This window comes from Flavihumibacter sp., assembly GCF_036676075.1.
Classification (GTDB): domain Bacteria; phylum Bacteroidota; class Bacteroidia; order Chitinophagales; family Chitinophagaceae; genus Flavihumibacter.
In genome coordinates this window covers 111,321-129,680 of the sequence record NZ_JAKFDQ010000006.1, presented here as the reverse complement: position 1 = coordinate 129,680, position 18,360 = coordinate 111,321, and the positions used below count along the sequence as shown (strand labels likewise).

General features: G+C 42.3%; 17 protein-coding genes and 1 tRNA gene. 4 read left to right on the top strand and 14 right to left on the bottom strand.

The window, feature by feature from the left end:
* Nucleotides 1–7: 7 nt before the first annotated feature.
* Genes V6M43_RS00610 through V6M43_RS00600 form a run of 3 tightly spaced genes read right to left on the bottom strand, consistent with a single transcriptional unit; the run spans nucleotide 8 to nucleotide 3,584 of the window.
* Nucleotides 8–1,636, bottom strand: coding sequence for an NADP-dependent glyceraldehyde-3-phosphate dehydrogenase (locus V6M43_RS00610; protein ID WP_332732112.1), 1,629 nt, complete (start codon nucleotides 1,634–1,636; stop codon nucleotides 8–10).
* Between the two features lie 26 nt (nucleotides 1,637–1,662).
* Nucleotides 1,663–2,613 (bottom strand): MBL fold metallo-hydrolase, encoded by a 951-nt coding sequence (locus V6M43_RS00605; protein WP_332732111.1) that lies wholly within the window; start codon nucleotides 2,611–2,613, stop codon nucleotides 1,663–1,665.
* Nucleotides 2,614–2,624: 11 nt separating this feature from the next.
* Nucleotides 2,625–3,584: an SDR family oxidoreductase gene (locus tag V6M43_RS00600; protein ID WP_332732110.1), complete on the bottom strand. Its 960-nt coding sequence runs from the start codon at nucleotides 3,582–3,584 to the stop codon at nucleotides 2,625–2,627.
* A 194-nt stretch (nucleotides 3,585–3,778) separates the two neighbouring features.
* Here V6M43_RS00600 and V6M43_RS00595 point away from each other — a divergent pair, with 194 nt between their 5' ends.
* Both V6M43_RS00595 and V6M43_RS00590 read left to right on the top strand, forming a co-directional pair.
* A complete protein-coding gene (locus V6M43_RS00595) occupies nucleotides 3,779–4,498 on the top strand; it encodes a hypothetical protein (RefSeq protein WP_332732109.1) in 720 nt (239 codons plus the stop codon).
* 54 nt (nucleotides 4,499–4,552) lie between these two features.
* Nucleotides 4,553–7,543, top strand: coding sequence for an amidohydrolase family protein (locus V6M43_RS00590; RefSeq protein WP_332732108.1), 2,991 nt, complete (start codon nucleotides 4,553–4,555; stop codon nucleotides 7,541–7,543).
* Between the two features lie 2 nt (nucleotides 7,544–7,545).
* Here V6M43_RS00590 and V6M43_RS00585 read toward each other — a convergent pair whose 3' ends face one another.
* The 6 genes from V6M43_RS00585 to V6M43_RS00560 form a co-directional block, all read right to left on the bottom strand.
* Nucleotides 7,546–7,881: a hypothetical protein gene (locus V6M43_RS00585; RefSeq protein WP_332732107.1), complete on the bottom strand. Its 336-nt coding sequence runs from the start codon at nucleotides 7,879–7,881 to the stop codon at nucleotides 7,546–7,548.
* A gap of 181 nt (nucleotides 7,882–8,062) precedes the next feature.
* Nucleotides 8,063–8,941 carry a helix-turn-helix domain-containing protein gene (locus tag V6M43_RS00580; RefSeq protein WP_332732106.1) on the bottom strand — a complete coding sequence of 293 codons (879 nt, stop codon included), beginning with the start codon at nucleotides 8,939–8,941 and terminating at the stop codon, nucleotides 8,063–8,065.
* 53 nt (nucleotides 8,942–8,994) lie between these two features.
* Nucleotides 8,995–9,882 carry an NmrA family NAD(P)-binding protein gene (locus tag V6M43_RS00575; protein WP_332732105.1) on the bottom strand — a complete coding sequence of 296 codons (888 nt, stop codon included), beginning with the start codon at nucleotides 9,880–9,882 and terminating at the stop codon, nucleotides 8,995–8,997.
* A 354-nt stretch (nucleotides 9,883–10,236) separates the two neighbouring features.
* Nucleotides 10,237–10,327, bottom strand: a tRNA-Ser gene (locus V6M43_RS00570).
* 27 nt (nucleotides 10,328–10,354) lie between these two features.
* Nucleotides 10,355–11,404, bottom strand: coding sequence for an asparaginase (locus tag V6M43_RS00565; protein ID WP_332732104.1), 1,050 nt, complete (start codon nucleotides 11,402–11,404; stop codon nucleotides 10,355–10,357).
* 4 nt (nucleotides 11,405–11,408) lie between these two features.
* Nucleotides 11,409–12,191, bottom strand: a complete 783-nt coding sequence (locus V6M43_RS00560) for a TatD family hydrolase (protein WP_332732103.1) — start codon at nucleotides 12,189–12,191, stop codon at nucleotides 11,409–11,411.
* A gap of 80 nt (nucleotides 12,192–12,271) precedes the next feature.
* Here V6M43_RS00560 and V6M43_RS00555 point away from each other — a divergent pair, with 80 nt between their 5' ends.
* On the top strand, nucleotides 12,272–13,159 hold the full coding sequence (locus V6M43_RS00555; protein WP_332732102.1) for a hypothetical protein: 888 nt from the start codon (nucleotides 12,272–12,274) through the stop codon (nucleotides 13,157–13,159).
* Between the two features lie 127 nt (nucleotides 13,160–13,286).
* Here the strand turns inward: V6M43_RS00555 and V6M43_RS00550 are convergent, their stop codons facing one another.
* Nucleotides 13,287–13,934, bottom strand: a complete 648-nt coding sequence (locus V6M43_RS00550; RefSeq protein WP_332732101.1) for a polysaccharide deacetylase family protein — start codon at nucleotides 13,932–13,934, stop codon at nucleotides 13,287–13,289.
* A gap of 71 nt (nucleotides 13,935–14,005) precedes the next feature.
* Here V6M43_RS00550 and gltX point away from each other — a divergent pair, with 71 nt between their 5' ends.
* Nucleotides 14,006–15,532 (top strand): glutamate--tRNA ligase, encoded by a 1,527-nt coding sequence (gene gltX, locus V6M43_RS00545; protein ID WP_332732100.1) that lies wholly within the window; start codon nucleotides 14,006–14,008, stop codon nucleotides 15,530–15,532.
* A gap of 534 nt (nucleotides 15,533–16,066) precedes the next feature.
* On the opposite strand, the gene V6M43_RS00540 is transcribed toward gltX, so the two are convergent.
* The 4 genes from V6M43_RS00540 to V6M43_RS00525 are packed head-to-tail and all read right to left on the bottom strand — an operon-like array spanning nucleotide 16,067 to nucleotide 18,350.
* On the bottom strand, nucleotides 16,067–16,474 hold the full coding sequence (locus tag V6M43_RS00540) for a hypothetical protein (RefSeq protein WP_332732099.1): 408 nt from the start codon (nucleotides 16,472–16,474) through the stop codon (nucleotides 16,067–16,069).
* 13 nt (nucleotides 16,475–16,487) lie between these two features.
* Nucleotides 16,488–17,369 carry a hypothetical protein gene (locus tag V6M43_RS00535; RefSeq protein WP_332732098.1) on the bottom strand — a complete coding sequence of 294 codons (882 nt, stop codon included), beginning with the start codon at nucleotides 17,367–17,369 and terminating at the stop codon, nucleotides 16,488–16,490.
* 40 nt (nucleotides 17,370–17,409) lie between these two features.
* Nucleotides 17,410–17,742, bottom strand: coding sequence for a hypothetical protein (locus tag V6M43_RS00530; protein WP_332732097.1), 333 nt, complete (start codon nucleotides 17,740–17,742; stop codon nucleotides 17,410–17,412).
* Nucleotides 17,739–18,350: a hypothetical protein gene (locus tag V6M43_RS00525; RefSeq protein WP_332732096.1), complete on the bottom strand. Its 612-nt coding sequence runs from the start codon at nucleotides 18,348–18,350 to the stop codon at nucleotides 17,739–17,741. The genes V6M43_RS00530 and V6M43_RS00525 overlap by 4 nt, the downstream gene beginning before the upstream one ends.
* Nucleotides 18,351–18,360 lie beyond the last annotated feature (10 nt).

Genomic DNA, 18,360 nt, shown 5'->3' with positions numbered 1-18,360 from the left:
TAAGTGTTTAGAAAATGTAATCTGTACTTAGAAAACAGGATTGGCGGTCGTGGACTATACTATTAAGGATATCTTTATTCTTCTCTGTACTCTTTGCAGCCACGATCGATCGAATAGAAAATGCACGTAAGGCATCCGGAATGGAAAGAGTTCCTTCAGCGCTATCTTTCCTGCCGGTAAAAGGAAGAACATCCGGACCACGCTGCGCCTGGCAATTAATATTGACTCTGCTCACAAGATTTACAAATGAATCGATCAGCGTGGCAGTCTCCCCTGCATCTTCAGTAAATATGCTAACCTGCATGCCATGAGATGCATTTACCTGGTAGGTTATGGGTTCATCAATAGTTTTAAAAGGAACAACCGGGATCAGGGGGCCGAATTGTTCCTCATGGTATAACCTCATGGATTGATTAACCGGATACAACACGGCTGGAACCACCAACGACGCTTCCGTGAATCCACCATGCTCATTGATGATACTAGCCCCCTTTGCGATAGCATCATCAATACATTCTTTCAGATATGCTGGCTTGGCCGGCTCTGGCAATGGCGTAATGGCCACATCATTTTCCCATGGCAATCCAATTTTCAATGCAGAAACTGCAAGGGCCAGTTTTGATACAAACTCCTCAGCTACTTCTTCCTGAACAAAAATCAGTTTTAGCGCAGTGCAACGCTGACCATTAAACGAGAGCGCACCAAGCAGGCATTCAGCTACCGCAACATCCAGATCTGCATTCTTTGTAACAATTGCGGCGTTCTTCGCATCAAGGCTTAACACTGCCCTTAACCTGTTTACTTTAGGATGTAGTTTCTTAAGCAGATTGGCAACTTTACTGGTACCTATAAAAGCCAGTACATTCACCTTCCCGCTCTCCATAACAGGTGTTATGATATCAGCACCCTTTCCATAAAGCGTATTCACAACGCCTTTGGGAAAAGCTTCCTTAAAAGCGTTCAATAATGGATAATGAACCAGTACACCATGCTTTGGCAGTTTGAATAAAACAGTATTGCCCATGATAAGCGCGGGGATCAACGTGGTGAATATTTCATTAAGCGGGTAATTGAATGGACCCATACTTAATACCACTCCCAGCGGTGTTCGTCTCACCTGGGCAATGATCCCCTCTACCTGCTGAAAGCGTGAAGATTCCCGATCGAGTTCTTTCAACGCTCCAATAGTGTTGTTTATATAATCAACGGTGCGATCAAATTCTTTGGTAGCATCGGCAAGGGATTTTCCTATTTCCCACATCAGCAACTTGATCATAAGGTTTCGCTCCCTCAACATTAAATACACGAACTTCTGCATGCATTCAATCCGACCTTCAACGCCCATGGATGGCCATTCTCCAAGTCCATTGTCATATGCCACCAGTGCAGCATCCAGTGCTTCCATTGCCTCTTTAGCAGTAGTTTCAGGGATGCTTCCCAACAGCTTGGGTTTAAGCCCTTCTTCTGTTGGAATATAAACGGGGGAATAGATATTCGTGACGGCACCCTCCCATTCAACACATTCCCCATTCAACAGATAAACCTTCTGGTGTATCTCCGGCACCTGGAATCTCTGGTCAATGAATTCTTCCTCCTTAAAAACACTTAGGCTTTTAGGTTGCGATAGCAGTTGCATAAAATTGAAATTAGATTCGATAAATACTATACGTCGTGATAGACAAGTCTTGTAAAGAATGAACCATCCACAGCAAATGTTCCATAGGTAGCATCAAATGCTGAAGTTGGTTTGGCATCAACTACTTCCTGCATTGAACGGCCTTCTTTTTTTAGTCTTGAAACTTTATCCCTAACCGAAACCAGCATATCACGGAATTGAAGGAGCTGGTTACGATCACCAACCGCGCCATGCCCGGGAATGATCTTTGTTTTATTAGTAGCAAGGGAAAGATTCTGGTTGGAGGCTTCTATCATGCCATCGATCGATCCACCAGTATCATGATCAATAAAAGGATAATGTGCGTTCCACCAGGTGTCACCCACCTGAAGAATATCTGCCTCTGAAAAATAAACGGAGATATCACTATTGGTATGGCAGGGATTATAATACTTCATTCGTATTTCGGAGCCATTGAACGATAGCTTATGCTCGTCTTTGAACACAATGGTGGGAAGTGCTGCGCCCGGGGCCGGATCAAAAGTATAGTTCCAGTCTTTTACCCTGATTGTTGATGCAAGATTGTTTCGTGTATTCTCATGTGCAATAATGGTAGCCCCTTTTTTATGCATCCACTCGTTTCCTTCAGCATGATCAAAATGCCAATGCGTGTTCACCACATACTTCAATTGCTTATCGCCAATTGATGCCAGTGCGGAATGTATTTTCTGCTCGCTCACGCCTATACCGCTGTCAACAATAAGCATTCCGTCCCTGCCGGAGAAAACACCAATATTACCTCCGGATCCCTCCAACAGATGAATGTTTCCCCGAATAGCCTGTTTTGTAATTTTAGCTTTTGCAGCTTCATTTCTAAATGTAATAACCGGACTGGTCTGTGAAAACAGCTCCTTAGGAGAAAGGAGTGTTCCAATGGCAATCAATCCCGTTGTCCGGATGAATTGCCCGCGTGATTGCTTTTTGATTTCGTTATTCATACAAACCTTTTTTATAGTGATGGTAATGAATCAACAGTAGCCAGGATAGTATCCTTCCAGGAGATGGGTTTCCAATTGAAATAGCTTTTAGCCTTTTCATTGGAAATTTTAATTCGCCTGTTTTGATCTATGGATTTAATGGAGCCTATAGCCTGAGAACGATCTTTTCTTTCCTTTTTAATCAGCTCCGCTATATCATAACAGGAAACAATATCATCAGAAGTTGCAATGAAGCGATGTCCATTTGCATCCGGATTGGTCATGGCATTCAGGTGCATCAATACAACATCACGAACATCAATTACCCCGAAAAAAAAATCGAAGTTCTCCATCGATCCTCCATTGAGAATATCTTTAATCAACTGTATGGAAAGGGAATAATCATTATTGAATACTGGTCCGAATATTCCCGTTGGAATAATGACACTTAGTTCCAGTTTTCCACCTTCATTTTCTATAAAGTCCCATGCCGCTTCTTCAGCAATTACTTTGGAACGGATATATGCCGGATTGGGCATAGAAGAATCCGTCCAGTCTGCCTCATCAAAAACATGTCCCGGTTCATTTATGGTATATCCCACAGCCGCAAAAGATGATGTTAGTACAACTCTTTTGACGTTTGCATCGCGGGCAGCTTTCAGCACTCTTAATGCACCATCACGCGCTGGAATTATTACATCATCATCATTCTTTGGCTCAGCATGCGGCAATGGCGATGCCACATGTAAAACATAATCACATCCAGCTACCGCAGCATCCCAGTTTTTATCATCATTCAAATCGGCCTCAATAAATTCCAGGTTATTTAAAGAAGATATTCCTGCCTTAACAAGGGTATCACTAAGCTGGGTTGCCCGCAAGGCCGACCGCACTGTTGTTTTTACAGAATATCCATCCTGCAGCAATTTTAATATGGTGCTTGACCCTACATATCCGCTTCCACCGGTAACCAGTATCCTTTCTTTTTTCATGATGCATAATTGAATCACAAAACTAGAATCACTTAGACGATTGCCTTATTCCGCACGATCCAAATGAGTTGTTCATTTCATCCAAAAATTGAATGATACAATCAACTAGATTGAACGCTGCGGAAAACAGCGATGGATAGTGTCTGTTTAGTTTTGTAATGAAGATTTACTAAGCACTTAAAAAATAAAAACAAATGACAAACCTGTTAGAACAAGTCCTGGAGATACATGGGGGACTTACTCAATTCTCAAGCTACAATAAAGTATATGTGAAAATGAAAGTGGGAGGTGCACTGTGGGCACTAAAAGGGCATCCCTATATTATCAGCAATAGTGAATTCGAAATAGATCTGAGAAAACAATCCGGTGGTTACCTGAATTTTAATAATGAATCCGGAACCTATACCAACTTTAGTCATGATCGTGTTTCCATAGAAAATAATGGGAAGCTGGTAGAGGAGTTGATAAATCCGCGGGACAGATTTGCAGGCCACAGTTTAGAAACGCCCTGGAGCGTATTGCAACTGATCTATTTTGGATCCTATGCTATGTGGTCATACCTGACAACGCCCTTTCTCTTTACCTATCCGGGTTTTATTTGCAAAGAAATAGAGCCCTGGCATGAAGCGGGAGAAACCTGGAGAAGACTGCATGTAACATACCCCGAACAGATGGCCTACCATTCAAAGGAGCAGGTGTTTTATTTCGACAAACATGGCTTCCTGAAGAGACTTGATTATGATGTTGATATCATGGGCGGCAGTACAGCAGCGCATTATGCTTTTGATTATAAAGAATTCCAGGGGATCATGGTACCAACCCGCAGGCATGTATACCCGCGTGATAGCAATGGTAAATACATGAGTGATCCATTGGTAGTTGATATAGAACTATTAGAAGTAAAATTCAGGTAGTAAACAATATGCTCCCTCCTGTTTTCCTGACCATTATGGGCCAAAATAAGTTTTATGAATCCTTTATTCCTTATCCTGCTAATAGCCACTTTAAGTTTAAACAAAAAGCTTAGTGCACAACAAAAAGCAGACCTGATCATCATAAACGGGAAGGTCAGCACCATGGACGATAGCAACCCGGAAACGGAAGCGGTAGCTATTGCGGGTAGTAAGTTTATACTAACGGGTAGCAATAGTGCTGTATTAAAGTTGAAACAAAAAGCAACCCGGGTAATTGATGCGAAAGGAAGAAGAGTTATACCGGGATTATTCGACAGTCATTTGCATGTTATACGTGGTGGACGGTTTTATAATGCAGAATTGAGATGGGATGGTGTGGCTAGTTTAAAGCGGGCACTGGAAATGCTGAAAGAACAGGCAGAAAGAACACCTGCCGGACAATGGGTGAGGGTAGTTGGCGGATGGAATGAATACCAGTTCGTGGAGAAGCGACTACCAACGGTAGAAGAGATCAATGAAGCAACCGGAAATGTGCCCGCTTTTATTTTGTACCTGTATGGAAAGGCCTGGTTAAATAAGGCCGGGATGGATCAACTGAATATAAATCCGGAAACGGTAAGTCCCGCAGGGGGATTGGTTGAAAAAGATAAATATGGAAACCCAACGGGCTTACTGCTTGCAGAACCCAATGCATTCATATTGTATTCAACATTGGCGAGGCTGCCTGAATTAAGCCAGGAAGAAAAAATCAATTCCACCCTGCAATACATGAGGGAGTTAAACCGCCTCGGGGTAACTGCGGTTATGGATGCGGGTGGTGGTTTTCAAAATTACCCTGACGACTATAGCATCTCTGATTCATTACATAGAGCAGGAAAACTAACGGTACGGATCCCCTATTTCCTGTTTGCGCAACAAAGAGGAAAAGAACTGGCGGACTATTCTAATTGGATAACTATGGTGGATATCCACCATCATCAGAACAACGGAATCAATGAGGTGGATTATCATGTTCAGGGAGCCGGGGAGAATTTAGTTGCCGAAGCGGCCGACTTTGAGAACTTCCTCTATCCACGTCCCGAGTTGCCTCCAACCATGGAAGCAAACCTTAAAGCCGTGCTGCAGTTACTGGTAAAGAAGAGGTGGCCATTTCGCATACACGCAACCTATAATGAAAGTATCACGAGAGATCTGAATGTGCTGGAAGAGATCAATAAAGAAATGCCGCTGGGTGACCTGGTCTGGATGATCGATCATGCAGAAACCATCAGTGCTGAAAATATGAAACGTATAAAGGCATTGGGCGGAGGCATTGCCATCCAGCATCGGATGGCTTACCAGGGAGAAAGTTTTATCAAGCGATATGGAACGAAAGCAGCATTGGATGCTCCACCCGTAAAACAGATGCTGGCAATGGGAATACCGGTAGGTCTGGGAACAGATGGCACCAGGGTGGCCAGCTATAATCCATGGGTTGCACTGAATTGGATAACAACCGGAAAAACTATCGGCGGGGTACAAACGATGGCAAAGGAGAATACGCTTGACAGATATACAGCATTAAGGTTAATGACAGCAGGAGGCTATTCGCTCATCAAAGAAAATAATTCCAAGGGCAAAATTAAGCGCGGCTATTATGCAGACCTGGTGATACTTAACGAGGATTATTTCAGTATACCGGATGAAGCCATCACAAATCTCTCTTCCCTGTTAACGATAGTAGATGGGAAAGTTGTTTACGGAGCAAAGGAGTATGGTACCCTTGCGCCCGCCATCTCACCGGCCCTGCCAGCCTGGAGCCCGGTTAATTTTTATGGTGGCTATCAATATGACACAGTTTATACATCCAAAGAATCAAGGATCTCTTTTGGAGGTGAGTATAGATTCCAGTTTCAGTACTTCAAAAATGAAGATTGGGGCGAAGCTCCACAGAAAGAATATACAGCCCCATACCACCGGCTGCGCCTGCATGGTGATTTACAAATTGGAAAAACTATCCGGGGATTTGGGCAACTGGTGAGTACTACAGTAGCGGGTAAAGAAATCATCCGATCAGTAGATGAAAACAGGTTGGATGTTTCACAATTATTCCTTGATCTGAACTTACTGAAAAGCAACACAGCTGCATTGACTCTTCGTGTTGGCAGACAGGAACTATTATACGGCTCGCAGCGTTTGATCTCAGTGAGGGAGGGACCAAATAATCGCCTCAGCTTTGATGCAGTAAAGGCATCTTATAAAAAGAGTCCAACCCAAATAGACCTTTTCCTGGCTTATCCGGTCCGGAACCGAGCAGGTGTATTTGATGACAGGTTCAACAAGTCCAGACGCATCTGGAGTGTTTATGTTGTGCAGAACCATGTACCTCTTTTTCAAAACCTCGATATATACTATATCGGTTTTGAAAATGAAAAAGCAGCAGGTCATAGTCTTACAACACCCGAGCTCAGGCATTCTGTGGGACTAAGATTTTGGGAAAACAACCGGGCATTCCAATATGATATTGAACTCGTGTACCAAGGCGGCAAAAATGAAGAAGAAAAGATTAGGGCTTATACCGCTTCTGCAAATTGTAGTTATCATTTCAATACAATTAATCTACACCCTAAAGTTGGACTTAAAACTGAACTGATCAGTGGCGACAAATCTCCGGCAGATAATAAAACAGATACATTTAATCCGCTGTTTCCCCGCGGTGCATATTTTGGGTTGGCTGCATTGATCGGTCCGGTCAATCTGATAGATCTGCATCCTTCCATAGAAATAGAGCTTCTACCCAAACTATATTTTACCGCCGACTATGATATATTCTGGAGGTACAGTATTGCAGATGGATTGTATGGCGCGGATGCAAGCCTTCTATTTCCGGCTGCACCTGGTAAACATATCGGCAACCAGCTGGGACTAACAGTTGAATATATTCCAATGGAAAAGCTGAATGTGGTGGCAGAGTTAACCTATTTTAAAACAGGCCAGTATTTGAAGGCAGTAAGTCGGGGAGAGAATATAGTATTCAGCGCCATAACGGTTCAGGTGAAGATTTGAGATTACACCTTACTACTTTTAGTATAATATTCAACCACAGTATGAATAACTGTGGCAATTAATGCAACGCCCATTACTATCAATACTGGTTGCTTTTCAAACTGAAACAGGTCTCCGATCTGCCACTTGTTTGTTGTGATCTGGATGGTAATAATGTCCAACCTGGATAAAATAAAAAGCAGCAGGAAAAAGAGGATTGTTATATAGTATACACTCATCATGAGTTTTGAGGGTGGACCAAACCTGGATGGATTCAAAAACTTTGGTTTAAACAATAAATAAACCAGTTTAAGAAGCGTGAGCATGAATACATATGCTGTTACGATTGCGAGAAACATAATAGTCCGTTTCAATAAAAGTAAGACAACATTTAAACCTTATCAATACCCCAAAATGGTTATAATCTGCTTTGACATATGGCATAGTTTTACTGAAACTTAGCATTTAGCGTTAATAGTTGATAAGCCATATTCATTCGATTATTTAGGTCCAAAAAAACTTTGTCAGTTAAACGACTGCCTAAACTGCATAATTGAATGATTTTCTAAATGCCAAAGGTGATTGTTTGGTTTTTGCTTTAAACAGCTTACTAAACGATTGAGAATACTCAAAGCCCAATTCAAAAGCAATTTCACTAACAGTCAAATGGGTTGTGGATAATTTTTCTTTGGCTTTCTCAATCAGTTTGTCGTGTATGTGTTGCTGTGTGCTTTGGCCTGTCAAAGATTTGAGCACTCCATTTAAATAATTTGGAGATAAATTTAAAGTTTCGGCAATGAATTTTACTGTTGGCAAGCCTACGTTTACCAGATTTTTATTGTTAAAATAATCTATAAGCAATTCCTCTAAGTGATTAAGAATTTGATGATTTGCTTTTTTCCGTGTGATGAACTGCCGTTGATAAAAACGATCTGCATAGTTTAGTAAAGTTTCGACTTGAGAAATAATGATTTTTTGACTGAACTTATCAATATTGGAATTGTATTCGTTTTGAATATTTTCTGCTATTGTATTTAAAATTATTTCTTCCTTATCTGAAAGAAACAAAGCCTCGTTTACTGTATAATTGAAATATTCATATCCCTTTATGGTTTTGGCAAGTGAGGTATTCCACAAAAAATCAGGATGGATAAGTAGCAACCATCCTGACAAGCTGGAAATTTTACTTTTATCGATTTCTACACTAAAGACCTGATTGGGCGATATAAAGTACATAATACCTTCATCAAAATCATATTCTTGTTGTCCGTATTTTACCTTTCCATCAAAGTTTTTTTTAAGTGAAATAGAATAAAAATCTAGTATCCAATTTATTGGATTATCATCAAACGTATAGGTAATATCCCTGAAATCTACCAAACTAATTAAGGGATGCTGAGGTTTAGGAAGTCCTCTCATGCGGTGATATTCGCTGATTGACTTTATTCTGTGATTTTGCATTATAATTTGCTTCAAGAATTATACGCCGTATGAAAGTCTTTTATAAATGTAGTGAACTTTATTTTTCCTAATACTTCAGGTTTATTAAGCCTATAATCTTCGGCTAATTTTCCCGTCTGGATACTTGAAAACATTTCAACAAGATTTTTAGATAGTAGTTCAGGGAAGCCAATATCCATATATCCTTTGAGTGCATCTTCATCTGATACAACAACCCATTTCAAATCTGGTTTACCTATGGCTTCACCTAAAACGCTTGCAATTTCGTTACCTGTTAGCTCGTCACTTGATACATATCTAACTTTTCTATGAACGGGTGCTGACTCTATTTCTTCTGCGATGGCTGATGCAATATCAATAGGCGATACCATTTCAAACTTTTTGTCGCCACCATAATTTGCATAAATTGATCCAGTGGTTTTTATTACAGGAATTAGATTGAACAGATTATAGTAAAAGTAAGTAGGGCGAATGTGGGTAATATCCACATCTGAAAGTTGGTTTAAGCTATTTTCAACATAATGAGCACCCAATATATTACCTGTGCCTTTTTCTAAATGAGCGCCATAGCTGCTTAAATTAATGATTCGTTTTACTTTCGCTTGCTTTATAGCTTGAAAATATTTATCACCAACCTTCCGGTAATATTCTCGTATATCGGGTTCTGCAAAATAGTTTGGAGGTATCATAGTATAAACCACATCTGCACCCGCGAAAGTGGCTGAAAGAAATTCTACATCTTCAATAGAGCCAATTGCTGCTGTAGCTCCCAATACTTCAATGTCACTTTGTTTTTCAATATTGTAGTTAATACCAATAACTTGATGTCCTTTTTGAACCAAGTCAAGTGTAAGTGGCTTACCAATGTTTCCTAAGCAACCTGTTACAACTATTTTCATTGCTTTGATTTTGTTTCTTCAAAGGTCAGAACAAAAAAGCTGCTTGAGTTATCCAAATCAACTATAGTTGTAGTCTAAAGTAATTTATAGAATAATTATTTTTTAGCCTTCCGTTTACAGTATAGCACTTAGTAGAGTTCTTTTCTGATTTTGTTGGCTCTTATCACTTAGATTAACAGCCACTAGCTGTCTTCTGTAATGATCTGAAGTTTGTTACAGCTTCTCTATTTCTGGGGCACCTAATAGGGCACCAGAATTATGCGATTATTTGGTTTTTTCTAGGTTTCCTCCTAAAACAAAAAACGCCGTGAATCATTGATTTTACAGCGCTTTTTGTATGCTTTCATTTCTATTTGGCGGAGAGAGCGGGATTCGAACCCGCGATACCCTTTAGAGGTATACACACTTTCCAGGCGTGCTCCTTAAACCACTCGGACATCTCTCCATTTGTGGGACGCAAATATAGGGAACCTCAGGCATTGGTCAATTCACCCCTCAAAGAAGTTTCCAATAATTCGCGCAGCCTCGCCTTTGAATGTTTCTGCGCCAGCAGCCACATCAGTTTGGCAAGGGCCGTTTCAAAAGTCATATCATGCCCGCTCACTACACCCATCTCTTTTAAATGCCGGCTGGTTTCATATCGCCCCAATTCCACGGCACCTCCATCACATTGGGTGATGTCCACAATGATCAATCCCTTTCTGATGGCCGCCCGCAAACTGGCAATAAACCATGGCGCTGTTGTAGCATTGCCACTTCCAAAGGTCTCCATGATAACCGCGCGTGTACCCGGCGTTGCCAGCACCGCCTCCACCGTGGCCGGAGTAATGCCCGGAAAGATCTTCAGCACTGACACCGAGGGATCCATTTTGCGATGCACCTTCAAAGGCTCCTCCGGATGCCGGAGTATATTGGTGCGATGGTATTTGATCGTGATGCCCGCCTCGGCCAAGGGCGGATAGTTCATCGAGTAAAAGGCCTCAAACTTCTCGGCATTATACTTCTTGGAGCGATTACCCCTGAATAACTGGTAATCAAAATAGATACAGACCTCGGGCACAAGGGCCTTGCCACCTTTTCGTGCAGCAGCGATCTCCAGCGCCGTGATGATATTCTCCTTTGCATCGGTCCTGATTTCACCGATCGGGAGCTGGCTACCGGTGAGCACCACCGGCTTACTCAGGTTCTCTAATAAGAAACTCAGCGCCGATGCCGTGAAGGCCATCGTGTCTGAGCCGTGAAGTATCACAAAGCCGTCATGGTCGTGGTAGTTCTTTTCGATGATGCCCGCCAGCTCCACCCAAACATCGGGATGCATGTCTGACGAGTCCATGGGTGGATTGAAAGCATGCACTTCCACCTCATAACCCAGCTTAACGATCTCGGGGATATTATCGCGGATCTCTTTGAAACCGATCGGCTTCAACGCGCCTGTGGCATCATCCATCACCATCCCCACCGTTCCGCCGGTATAGATGATCAGGATTCGCGTGGGAGGGGATTTTTTTCGGGTACTATTCATGCAATCAGGATTTGAAGATTTTCCGGGCATTGGCGCTTGTCACTTCTGCAATTTCATCAGGGCTGACGCGATAGATATCCGCGAGCTTCTCCACCACGTGCACCAGGTAAGCCGGCTGGTTTCGCTTGCCCCTGAAGGGAACCGGACTCAGATAGGGCGCATCGGTCTCAAGAACAATATGCTCGAGAGGGATCTTGGCCAGCACTTCCGGCAGCCCGGCATTCTTATAAGTGACCACCCCGCCGATGCCGAGGTAAAAGCCCTGCTTCACCACTTCCCGCGCCAGCTCATAGCTGCCACTGAAGCAATGGAATATACCTCCCAGACTCCCATCCTGCTGCTCTTTCACAATATTGATGCATTCCTGGATGGAGTTGCGCGAATGGATTACGATGGGCAGGGCATACTGCTTCGCCATTTGCACCTGCCGCCTGAAAGCCTCGTATTGGGCAGTCTCAAAGGTCCTGTCCCAGTAAAAATCAAGCCCTATCTCCCCCACTGCGGCAAAGGATCGCCGCGCCAGCCAGTCGGCCACCGGTTGAAGCTCCTCCTCCCAGTTCTCTTTCACATAGCAGGGATGCAGTCCCATCATGGCATGGCAAACGCCTGGGTAAGCGGCTTCCAGCCCCAGCATCGCCTCATGCTCGGTGCTGTCGATAGCAGGCAGGTAAAAGGCCTCCACCCCCGCCCCGCGGGCCTCGCTGATAACGGTGCTGATATCATCCCTGAATTCTTCCACATATAAATGACAATGGCTATCAATTAGCATCATTCGACGAAGTTCCATAAAATTTTATACTATTTTAAACGTTTGGGATGCAACCCGGTCAGAGAACCATACCAACACCACAAACAAATTTTATGAAAATGAAACAATCCGGCCAGCAATTGCTTACCGTCCTGGCCCTAAGCCTCACTCTTTGGTCATGCTCCAAAAACGACGACAACAATGAGCCCGGAGGCGAATCCGAGTCGGTCCTGATGACCCGCACCACCATGGAAGCGGACGCTGAAGGAGAAGTGCTTTATGACGATGTATTCAACAATGTAATGGGCACCCCGGGAGCCGGCATCGGCGGCACGGGCGTATTCCAGGTGAATACAGAAAACAGTCCCGGTACCCTGCAAACCACCTGCTTCACCCTCACCGCGGAGAAGATCAACCCCGCCGATTCTTTCCCGCTGAGAGTAACCCTCGATTTCGGCGCCTCCGGCTGTACCGGCAAGGATGGCCGCGTGAGGAAGGGAAAGATCATCACGGTGTACACCAATTGGCTCTTCATATCCGGTGCAGTGGCTGAAACCAGCTTCGATGGCTATTATGTGAATGATACCAAAGTAGAAGGCGCTCACCGCATTCAAAACAACAGCATATCCGACAAGCTCACCTTTGAAACCCGCGTCACCAATGGCAAGCTAACAAGGCCAAGCGGCGATTATACCCAGTGGAACCGCACCCGCGTTATCTCCCAAACAGATGGCTGGGGAACACCATGGGTTGCAGGCGATGATGTATTCACGATAGTAGGTAATGGAGAAGGTACCGTTGTAAGGGGTGATAAAACAGCGAGCTGGACCAGCACCAACCTCGAACCACTGGTGAAGAAATTCAACTGTAAATGGATCGTTCAGGGCAAACAAAAGTTCCAGCGTAATGGTGGTCCGGAGGGAGTGCTCGACTTCGGAAACGGCGACTGCGACAATAAAGCAGGCCTCACAGTGAACGGAAATACAATAGAAATTACTTTGAAATAATTAAAAATATAATTTACCTTTAAACCAGTTTTCATAGGGTACGGATTAAAAACGGGCCAGGGTTTCTACCCAGGCCCAACTTTTTTTAAGGGGGTCCTCCCCGATTCCAATGATGTTTTTTCCTAATTTATTTCCTGTTGTTAGCCTTCAAAATATTCATGTTGATTGCTTCAAATATGTATCCGCGGGCAGAAAACCATTCCAGGGTTTGGGGTAAAACAACGTTCAATCTATCCCATGCTTTTTCACTATCATGATAAACAACGATGCTCCCTTTATCCACATTTTCGCGTACCATATCCCAGCATTGCGCAGCCGATTTTTTCGCATCAAAATCTCCCGATAAAACTGTCCACATGATCATTTCATAACCTGCCTCTTTTAACAGCTTTCCCTGGAAGCGAGTAAGTCTTCCATAAGGCGGACGGAATAATTTACTATCGATGTATTTTGCTGCCTCGCCGATATCTGCAAAATATTCTTCATCTGAACTCTTCCATCCATTGCGATGATTCATAGTATGGTTACCAACAATATGTCCCTCCCTTAAAATTCTTTCATACACCGCCGGCCATGTTTTTACATTCTTGCCGATACAAAAAAAACTCGCCTTCGCATTGTAGTTCTTCAATTGGTCCAATACCCATGGCGTGATCTCGGGGTGGGGACCGTCATCAAAGCTGAGGTAGATCTTTTTTTCCGATGTCGGTATCTGCCATTGCCATGCCGGGTAGAGCATGCGGAGGAATCGGTTGGCGGTTGACCAGTAAAGCATGTTGTAAAGATAAGCGCACAAAAACCTTTAACGTCAAACGGTAAACCAAGACCACATGTTATCTTTGCGGAATGTCAAGTAAAGTTCGTGTTCGTTTTGCACCGAGTCCCACGGGTGGACTGCACCTGGGCGGGGTTCGCACGGTATTATATAATTATTTGTTTGCCAAACATCATGGCGGGGATTTCATACTGCGTATTGAAGACACCGACCAGAACAGATTTGTGGAAGGCGCAGAGGACTATATAATGGAATGCCTGAAATGGTGTGGAATAGAACCGGATGAGAGTCCGGCTGTAGGCGGACCCCATGCACCCTACCGGCAGAGTGAGCGAAAAGAAAGCTACCGTGAGTATGCGGAGAAACTTGTTGCAGATGGATTCGCCTATTATGCATTTGACACCCCGCAGGAGCTGGAAGAGATGCGAGCTAATTATAAGACCGCAGAAAATCCATCCCCCCAATATGATAACAGGCTGCGAACAAAAATGCGCAACTCCCTTTCACTGGATGCAGCAACCGTGCAGCGGTTGATTGCGGATGGAACGCCTTATGTGATCAGGATAAAGATGCCGGAAAATGAGACCATCAGCTTCACGGATATGATTCGTGGTGAGGTGAGTTTCAATACCGGAAATGTGGATGATAAAGTGCTGTTGAAACATGATGGCATGCCAACCTATCATCTCGCTGTTGTGGTAGATGATCATGCCATGGAGATAACGCATGCATTCAGGGGTGAGGAATGGTTGCCGAGTGCACCGGTACACCTGATGTTATGGCGATGGCTTGGATGGCAAGATAGCATGCCGCAATGGGCGCATCTGCCGCTGATCCTCAAGCCTGATGGAAATGGCAAACTCAGCAAGCGCGATGGAGACCGTTTGGGCTTTCCTGTATTTGCCATGAACTGGACCGACCCGCGCACCAATGAATTCACCCAGGGATTCCGGGAGAGAGGATTTCTACCCGAGGCTTTCGTGAATATGCTGGCGATGCTGGGATGGAATGATGGAACCGAGCAGGAGATCTATTCTATGGATGAGCTGATAAGTGCATTCTCCATGAACAGGGTTCATAAGGGAGGAGCCAAGTTTGATTTCGAGAAGTCGAAGTGGTTCAACCATGAGTGGATAAAGCGATCGGGCGAAGAGAGACTATTACCCGATGTGAAGGCTGTGCTGGAGCGCTCGGGAATTACGGGTGCAGATGACAGTTATATCAAGAAGGTGATCGGCATGGTAAAGGAGCGTTGTACACTGCTGGGCGATTTTGCCGAGCAGGGCAGGTTCTTCTTTATTGCGCCAGCCGTACATGATATAGATGCCATCAGGGCCAAGTGGAATGGCGACAAGGAGAATTTCTTTGCCGAGCTGCAGGGGGTACTGGGCGACCTGGAAGATTGGTCTTCTGCGTCTATTGAAGCAGCGTTTAAAGAGCTTGCAACCACGCTAAGTATTAAGCCAGGCGAGTTGCAATTGCCTTTTAGGATAATGCTGGTTGGTGGGAAGTTCGGTCCTACTGTCTTTGATATAGCCGAGGCGATTGGTAAGGAGGATACGTTGAAGAGGATAGCGGCCTTGCCGGCGGTGGTGTGATTACCTAATCTACTCCCAAGTCGGTTGTAAAGGATTTATCAGGAGTAATTTCATAATAGTCTACGCCTATTTTGTCAACTGTTATTGCAGTTACAATTATATATATTTCGTATAATTCTTTGATCTGCTTTTTATCTATTAGTTCTTCATAATTATTAGCGCAGATGGCTGTTACGAATATTTAAATGCCTTCCAACGATATCAACCAATGCTTGAACTGTATAGGCGTTTTCTGCCTCCCGATCTGGAATAGATATTTGAAAGCAATTCTCTACTTCCATTATTAATTCTACGCTATCAAGCCCCATAATGGTAATCTTTTTTACTCTGATTCTTCCTATTTATGTCGAACGAATTTTATATTTCTACCAATACTTTACCTTTCAAATCAACTTTAAATAATTCTGAACTAAGGGATTGTTTATTGATAGATGTTGCTTCTACTACTTTTAAAACTGGTATATCAATTGTGTACTTTAAAATGATATGTCCGGATAATGGGAAAATAAAATTGGCACCGTACGTTAACCAATATTAACGAACATTTTTAAGCCGGATATTTAATCTGTTATTCCAATTCTGATTATATTCTAATTCAGAGAGAGGGCCAATACGAAATATTTTTTCGTGGGCGAAATCAGAGTCCTTTGTCATATCGATGACATAAAAGGAAGTGCTACTATCATCGGGTTCCAGCGTGTTTGCTACTAAAAATCTATCATTAAAGCCATATTGTAAAAGTTTCCCCGGGGCTTTACCAATGTATTCACCTGATGCCAATTTGTAACTTAATCCTACATCTTCTTTTGTGTCAACACCTACAATGAAATATTTACCAGTTACGTGTTGCACATAAGCAAAGCCGCAGGAATATAAATTAAGTAATAAAAATAGCCCGAATAGCATTAACCCCTTTCCTGCCCTCTTTGTCTTGTTTAACATTTTAGTGCGGGTTTCAATTAGTCCAGTTCTCAATTTTCCAATTGTCTTCAATCCAAATTTCAATATAGATGTCTTCGGAAATAGGCTTCCCTTTATCTTTAAGAATGTCAAACTTCAATGATTTAAATGCATTGAACACTTTATTTATACAATAATTATATTCTTCTGGCTCGTAATAGGCCTGAATCTCTTTCTCAGAATAAAGCATCCTAAATTTTGATACATTTCCATTTTCATCAATCGTTACTGAATACTTTTCACCACAATCATATTCCTGTTTGTTTTTCCATTTAGTCCTTTTTAGCCTTTTGAATAATAGGTCAGGAACTTTATTCTTATCACGTCTGTCTAGTCTATTCGGGTCGTCATAATAATTGCTAACATCTTCCACCTTCCTAATAAGACCATTATAAATTGTAATTACTTTTTCCCGTTCAAATATTTTATAAAAAACGCCGTCCCACCTTAACACATTATTATTTAATGGAAAATTTAAATGCCCATCAAACCAATTAATATGGACTTTTTCATTTTTAATTCGCTCTTTAAAGATTGATTTAATTTTATTGATTGTTTGAACCTTGTCAATTTTGCCAGTTCTTAATTCACCGCAATTAATGATATCGGCAAGAAATAAGCTGTCGTTTTCTATTTTATAAATTGCCTGATAACCTCTCCAACAAGAAAAAGAGGATCCCGTCCTGAAACTTAATCCAAATAATTTATTTGACTCGCTTGAGTCTAGTCTTTGTAAATAACGTTCAAGTATAAGATTGTACGTTGCAATAGTATCTTTACCATAGATCAGATAATCTGGTAGTTGAGGACTTGCGAATAGGCCTGTTGCCCAAACTGTCGATAGAAATATGACTATCCATTTAATGGACTTCAACATAATCAAATTTACTCTGTGTCTGCATGTCATTGTTGCCTTATTACTCTCCCCAAATATGATTAATCCTTAATTCTGTGCCAGCTGAATTTATTAATGCGAAACCATTTTCAAATGTTTCGCGATTATTTCCGGGCTCAACTGCCAGCCAGGTAGTTTTAAATACATACACTTTATAGGATCCAGAATCGATATTTGGTATAATTTCTTGCTTTAATAGCTCAAGTGAATAATCTTCATTTCTTAGCGCAGAAATCCTTTTGAGAGTAACTGTATTTGCTGAAATCGTAATGGTGTCAACTAATTTCCAGTCATTCTTTTTTGCAAACTCAATTAATTCCCTGGCAGTAAAAGTAGGATTGGTGGCAAGCGTCACTCCATTGAAAAGTCAAAATAATACTTTGCTGGATTATTTGAATCTATGAATAAGTCAATGCCCTTTTGGCTATCAATGTAGCGTTTAACATCATAAGCATCCATTGTAGTTGCCTCACTGATAAATTTGTACATCTTGCCATTATATTCTTTCATAAAAAGAATATATGTCTGGATAACCTCTTCTGTTTTGTAGTTTCGATTGCTGTTATTCAATCCCTCAATCAATTCTATGCTTGACGGTAAACCTTCCTTTACGATTTCCTGCAAATAGCTTCTGCTCTTTATCTCTGCATTTTCGAGAGTTACCCTGATTTTATCACCTGTTTCTTTGAGTAGAGCAATTTCTGCCAATCGGGAATTATTTGATATGTTTTGCTGATTGGATCTTTCCTTCAATTTGTACTTCGCAAAGAAGTAAGCACCTCCAATCATCAAAAAGAAGCTCAAAACAAACCAAAGTTCTTTAAAAGGAATAGCTGTTCCATTATAGCTCAAAAAGAAAACAAAACCAAGAAGTCCCACTCCCAAAAAAACATATCCTAAAAGTCTGTCCATTTTATTGCATAGCTGATGTCCCGCTGATCCGGCAGCCTGATTATTTATCATTAAATAAATG

What these genes read in the sequence shown, in the direction of transcription:
- V6M43_RS00610 (WP_332732112.1), bottom strand. Translation starts at nt 1,636, where the DNA reads ATGCAACTGCTATCGCAACCTAAAAGCCTAAGTGTTTTTAAGGAGGAA.
- V6M43_RS00605 (WP_332732111.1), bottom strand. Translation starts at nt 2,613, where the DNA reads ATGAATAACGAAATCAAAAAGCAATCACGCGGGCAATTCATCCGGACA.
- V6M43_RS00600 (WP_332732110.1), bottom strand. Translation starts at nt 3,584, where the DNA reads ATGAAAAAAGAAAGGATACTGGTTACCGGTGGAAGCGGATATGTAGGG.
- V6M43_RS00595 (WP_332732109.1), top strand. Translation starts at nt 3,779, where the DNA reads ATGACAAACCTGTTAGAACAAGTCCTGGAGATACATGGGGGACTTACT.
- V6M43_RS00590 (WP_332732108.1), top strand. Translation starts at nt 4,553, where the DNA reads ATGAATCCTTTATTCCTTATCCTGCTAATAGCCACTTTAAGTTTAAAC.
- V6M43_RS00585 (WP_332732107.1), bottom strand. Translation starts at nt 7,881, where the DNA reads ATGTTTCTCGCAATCGTAACAGCATATGTATTCATGCTCACGCTTCTT.
- V6M43_RS00580 (WP_332732106.1), bottom strand. Translation starts at nt 8,941, where the DNA reads ATGAGAGGACTTCCTAAACCTCAGCATCCCTTAATTAGTTTGGTAGAT.
- V6M43_RS00575 (WP_332732105.1), bottom strand. Translation starts at nt 9,882, where the DNA reads ATGAAAATAGTTGTAACAGGTTGCTTAGGAAACATTGGTAAGCCACTT.
- V6M43_RS00565 (WP_332732104.1), bottom strand. Translation starts at nt 11,404, where the DNA reads ATGAATAGTACCCGAAAAAAATCCCCTCCCACGCGAATCCTGATCATC.
- V6M43_RS00560 (WP_332732103.1), bottom strand. Translation starts at nt 12,191, where the DNA reads ATGGAACTTCGTCGAATGATGCTAATTGATAGCCATTGTCATTTATAT.
- V6M43_RS00555 (WP_332732102.1), top strand. Translation starts at nt 12,272, where the DNA reads ATGAAACAATCCGGCCAGCAATTGCTTACCGTCCTGGCCCTAAGCCTC.
- V6M43_RS00550 (WP_332732101.1), bottom strand. Translation starts at nt 13,934, where the DNA reads ATGCTTTACTGGTCAACCGCCAACCGATTCCTCCGCATGCTCTACCCG.
- gltX (WP_332732100.1), top strand. Translation starts at nt 14,006, where the DNA reads ATGTCAAGTAAAGTTCGTGTTCGTTTTGCACCGAGTCCCACGGGTGGA.
- V6M43_RS00540 (WP_332732099.1), bottom strand. Translation starts at nt 16,474, where the DNA reads ATGTTAAACAAGACAAAGAGGGCAGGAAAGGGGTTAATGCTATTCGGG.
- V6M43_RS00535 (WP_332732098.1), bottom strand. Translation starts at nt 17,369, where the DNA reads ATGTTGAAGTCCATTAAATGGATAGTCATATTTCTATCGACAGTTTGG.
- V6M43_RS00525 (WP_332732096.1), bottom strand. Translation starts at nt 18,350, where the DNA reads ATGATAAATAATCAGGCTGCCGGATCAGCGGGACATCAGCTATGCAAT.